Below are 4,746 nucleotides of genomic sequence, written 5' to 3'. Positions count from 1 at the left end.
GTCCAAGAAGCGCAACCGCTCGCCCGGCTCCATCTGCTCCACGATGGCCTGCATCTCTTCGATGGGACGCGAGTGCAGCAGCACGAACTCGTGGAAGTAGGGCAACTGGCTGGTCACCCGCGCGGCCAGCTCCAGCGGCAGCCGCCGGAACAGGGCCTGCTGGTCTTCGAAGGGAAGCCCCACCAGCAGGACGGCCGCCTGGGGAGCGCTGGCCTGCTGCAGCAAGGCGACCGCCTGCTCCGCCTTGCCGGCGGCCATCAGCATGCGCAGCATCTCGGCGGCTGGTTCGGCCATGGCAGCCTCAGCACAGTACCATATCCGCGCAAGGCTCAGCGGTTCACGAGCTTCTGCATCTCTTCCGGGTAGCGGGCGCCCTGCACCGCGATCTGCGAGGCCGCGTCCAGTTCCCGGAGGTCCTGCGGGGAGAGTTCGACCGCGGCGGCGCCCAGGTTCTCCTCCAGACGATCCCGCTTGGTGGTGCCCGGGATGGGCACGATCCACGGCTTCTGCGCCAGCAGCCAGGCCAGCGCGATCTGGGCCGGCGTCGCCTGCTTCTGTTGCGCGAACCTGCCCATCAGCTCCACCAGCGCCTGGTTCGCCTTGCGGTTCTCCGGCGTGAAGCGTGGCAACTTGCTGCGGATGTCGGAGTTCTCGAAGGTGGTGGTCTCGTCGATCTTCCCGGTCAGGAAGCCCCGGCCCAGCGGGCTGAAGGGAACGAACCCGATCCCGAGTTCTGCCAGCGCCGGCAGCACCTCCGCTTCCGGCTCCCGCCACCACAGCGAGTACTCGCTCTGCAGCGCCGCCACCGGCTGCACGGCGTGGGCCCGCCGGATGGTCTTCACCCCCGCCTCCGAGAGCCCGAAGTGCTTCACCTTGCCTTGCCCCACCAGGTCCTTCACCGCTCCCGCCACCTCCTCGATGGGTACCTCGGGATCGACGCGGTGCTGGTAGAACAGGTCGATGACCTCGGTGCGCAGGCGCCGGAGCGAGCCCTCGGCGACCTCCCGGATGTGTTCCGGCCGGCTGTCCAGGGCGCTCCAGCGCGCTCCGCCTTGAGGATCAGGCTTGAAGCCGAACTTGGTGGCGATCACCACCTGGTCGCGGAACGGGGCCAGCGCCTCGCCCACCAGCTCCTCGTTGGTGAACGGGCCGTAGACTTCGGCCGTGTCGAAGAAGGTCACGCCGCGCTCGGCCGCGGCCCGGATGAGGGAGATCCCTTGCTGCTTGTCGACGGCGGGGCCTAGCCCGAAGCTCATCCCCATGCATCCCAGCCCCAGGGCCGAGACCTCCAGGCCGCTCTTCCCGAGTCTGCGTTTCTGCATGGCTCTCCTCCCGGCGGGTGGCCCACATTTACCCGCCGGACGAGAGCTTACCTCATCCCGCATCTGGAGCGGGCAAACGTGGGGCAGTTCCATCCCCCGAGGTAAAGCCCCACGTTTGGCCGCCGGAGACTCGGGACGGTTGAAGGGCTGACCCCTGCGGCCAAACGTGGGCCACCCGCCCTCTCGCGGCAGAGTATCCTCTAGCCCTTGGGTGGACGGACTTTGTTCCTGATCACCCAGCGCAGGAAAAGGCATACGACAACCAGTCCGACCCATCCTAGCAGCGATTCGACTAGGATGTTCCTGCCCACGGACGCTAGTGCGAACCAACCGGCAGTCAGCAGCGCCGTTACAACGCCATACTTCAGCAGTTCGGTGTCTGCTCTCATGGGCGGGTGGCCCACCTTTCGCGGCAGAGTATGTCCCGAAAGCGGAACAAGCCGGGGCTGCCCCACCCTTTCCCTGGTGCCCCACTCCAGCCCGCCTTTGGATTGAGTGGGTTGAACCCACCTTGTCACTGCGTGCGCGCGATCACGGTGAAGCCGATGCAAGCATCGTTGAAGTCCTCGCTGCCGGTCGGGTCTTCGTCCACCAGCATGTACATCAGCTTCACGCGCACGCTCTTGGGATCGGGCAGGCCGGGCGCGCGCGTGCCGGGAGGATTGTTGGGCGCGACGTTGATCGCATCCACCCAGGAATCCACCCGGATCTGCCGCACCTCCGTATCTCCTCCCCGGGTCTGCCATAGGTTGAAACCCGAGAGGAAGACCTCGGCGGATACCACCGGGCGGGAAAAGGTCACCGTCTTCATGGTGGTCCGTTCGCCGGCCCTGCCCTCGTCGAAGCAGCCATAGTCGCGCAGCACCTCGATCTGGTCTGGGGGAGCGGCCCAGGAGTTGCGCGGGGTGGCCTGCGCTGACTTGATCCACATCCCCAGGAAGAATCCGCAGGCGACCATCAGCGGCAGGAACGCTCGGGAGAAAGAGAGCCAGGAATGATGGGAATTCATGTCCCCTCCTTCCTTCGTGGGATTTGAGTCCATTACATGCCTGCGGTGCGCTGTACTCAAGCGCTCTTTCCTTGAAGCGCTCCTCGGGATGCGATGCGGAGCCTGCTCCCGGCGGGTGGCCCGCCTTTCGCGGCAGAGCATATCCCGACCGCGGAACGCGCCGGGGGTGCCCCACCCTTTCCCAGGTGCCCCACTCCAGCCCGCTTTTGGCTTGAGCGGGGCACCCGGCGTTCGGCGCCGCCACGTTGGCGTCTATTGGCTCACGATCATCTCCAGCGTCGAGCTGTGGTTCACGCCCACCGTCGCGTTGCTGCCCACGACGGGTGCGCCGAAGACGGTTCCTTGCGCGTTGGCGCTACTGTTGTCCGACTTCTGATGGTTTCGCGTAGTGGTCGGGCCCAAGGTGGTCACCTGCTCCAGCGCCAGGATCTGCGTGCGCTGTGCCCCGTTCTCCCGGAACTCCAGGTTGATTTGCCCTTGCGGCCCCGGCCCGCAGACCTCGGTGAACGTGTTGAGGTCCACCGTGCAGCTTTGGCTGAACGACGTGGCGGGATCGAGTTGGCTGGTGTCGAAGGCCAGCACCAGGTGCTGCGTGTTCTGCCCCGTGAACGAGCTGGCGGGAATGTCTCCGACGATCTGGTCGAAGCTGAAGCTGCTGAAGTCGGGGGCCAGGCTGGTGGCTAAGTAGGACAGGGTGGCACTGGCTCCGCTGCCGGTGCTGGATGTGCGCGAAACCTGCAGGTTGAAAGAAGAGTTCGGCCCAGTCGACTCGTTCAGGCTGGCGAACTCGCCGTCCTGCTTGAACTTGAGATGCTGCGTCTGCGCCACCAGGGCCGCAGGCAAGAGCACCATCAGCATAACCACAGCTAAGGTCTTCATGTCGTTCTCCTTGCCCCATGTGGGGGAATTCCGCGTAAAGTCGAGCTTCGGTTCGGCCCTGCAGTGCCGGGGATTCTCCGCTACCCGGCCGCGAGATTTCAAGGAATATGTGGCCTGCAGTTGGCGCTTGTTGCACGCATACCGAACATCCCAGCGCAAGGCCTGCTGACGGGCGGGTGGCCCACCCGAATCCTGCGGCTGCCCCATCCTTCGGGAGATCCGACTCCTCTAGGGGAGCGTGATTGCCCAGGTTACCCGTTGCCGGAGACGCCAGGGAGGATACTCCTGAGTTCGGCCTGTCAAGGGAAAAAGTGGTTTTTGTTCCGGAATCGAAACATGCGACCTCGATCGCCGTAGGTGAGATGGCTTAAGAGCACCGCAGCCGGTCTCGTCGGCACGTGTCGGCGGGCTGACACTGCGTCAGCCGGCTGCCACCTGACTCCGTCACTCGCCTTGACACTCCATTCGGAGGCTAACGCTAACTACCATTAGTGCCATCACTTACAGCCCATTGTGCTCTTCATCACACATGGCGTGTGACGTGCACTACAACCAAGCGTAGGTGCCATCACATGCTCAGGATCACAGTACAGACCGAAGGCAACAAGACGGTGCTCAAGCTCGATGGCAAGATCACAGGCCCGTGGGTCCAGGAACTGGAAGGCTGCTGGGAGACGCTGCGCCGGGTGCAGGCGGGCAAGAAAATGGTGGTCGACCTGGCCGACGTCAGCTTCGTCAACGGCGCCGGCAGCCAGCTCTTGGAGCACATGCACGGGGAAGGGGCGGAGCTTCTGGGCGAAGGTCCGCTCACCCGCTCCATCGTGGAAGAGATCGAGGGCCGCGCGACAACGGCCCATGGAAAGGTGGGATAACGACATGGCAACCGCACGTTCACCCTACGGAATGGCAATCGCAGAGAGCTGTCAAGGCTGCGAGCAGCGCAACGGGGACTTCTTCTGCAGCTTCGCCAGCCCCGCGCTGCGCGTCTTCGAAAAGCTCTCTTTCACTTCGACCTTCCCCAAGGGGGCGGTCATCTTCGTCGAGGAGCAGGCGGCGCGCGGCATCTTCGTGCTGTGCCGCGGCCGGGTCAAGCTCTCGGTCAACTCCAGCGACGGCAAGACCCTGATCGTGCGCATCGCCGAGCCCGGCGAGGTGCTGGGGCTGAGCTCCACCGTCCTGCACAAGCCTTACCAGGTGACCGCGGAGACCCTGGAGCCCTGCCAGTTGAAGTTCGTGCGGGCGGAGGACTTCCTGCAGTTCCTGCAGAAGGACGCCGACGTCTGCTTCCGCGTCGCCCAGCAGTTGAGCGAGGAGTACAACCAGGCCTGCCGCGAGATCGGCTCCCTGGGGCTCTCGCACTCCGCCGCCGAGCGCCTGGCCAGCCTGCTGCTGGATTGGGGCGCCTCCAACGGCTCCGCCAACAAGCAGCCCGTCCGCCTCACCCTCACCCACGAAGAGATGGCGCAGATGATCGGCACCAGCCGCGAGACCGTCACCCGCCTGCTGGGCAAGTTCCGCGAGCGGCAGCTCATCCAG

The 4,746-nt window shown here is 65.0% G+C and carries 6 protein-coding genes; 2 read left to right on the top strand and 4 right to left on the bottom strand.

The genetic code is table 11. The annotated features are described in order from the left end of the window. The 4 genes from VEG08_13230 to VEG08_13215 all read right to left on the bottom strand — a co-directional run. On the bottom strand, positions 1-294 hold a 294-nt coding region (locus VEG08_13230), incomplete at its 3' end, for a hypothetical protein (GenBank protein ID HXZ28949.1). 35 nt (positions 295-329) lie between these two features. Further along, on the bottom strand, positions 330-1,322 hold the full coding sequence (locus VEG08_13225; protein ID HXZ28948.1) for an aldo/keto reductase: 993 nt from the start codon (positions 1,320-1,322) through the stop codon (positions 330-332). A gap of 514 nt (positions 1,323-1,836) precedes the next feature. Beyond that, the gene (locus VEG08_13220; GenBank protein HXZ28947.1) at positions 1,837-2,331 is read right to left on the bottom strand and encodes a hypothetical protein; all 495 of its coding nucleotides are present in this window, start codon (positions 2,329-2,331) and stop codon (positions 1,837-1,839) included. Positions 2,332-2,583: 252 nt separating this feature from the next. Beyond that, entirely contained in the window at positions 2,584-3,210 is a 627-nt protein-coding gene (locus tag VEG08_13215) for a hypothetical protein (protein HXZ28946.1), read from the bottom strand. A gap of 572 nt (positions 3,211-3,782) precedes the next feature. Here VEG08_13215 and VEG08_13210 point away from each other — a divergent pair. Further along, entirely contained in the window at positions 3,783-4,082 is a 300-nt protein-coding gene (locus tag VEG08_13210; protein ID HXZ28945.1) for an STAS domain-containing protein, read from the top strand. Positions 4,083-4,113: 31 nt separating this feature from the next. Then, a partial coding sequence (locus tag VEG08_13205) for a Crp/Fnr family transcriptional regulator (protein ID HXZ28944.1) occupies positions 4,114-4,746 on the top strand: 633 nt, incomplete at its 3' end.

It is taken from the genome of Terriglobales bacterium, assembly GCA_035624475.1.
Classification (GTDB): domain Bacteria; phylum Acidobacteriota; class Terriglobia; order Terriglobales; family Acidobacteriaceae; genus DASPRL01.
Note: the sequence above shows the minus strand (reverse complement) of the source record. Positions and strands in the feature narration are given on the sequence as shown.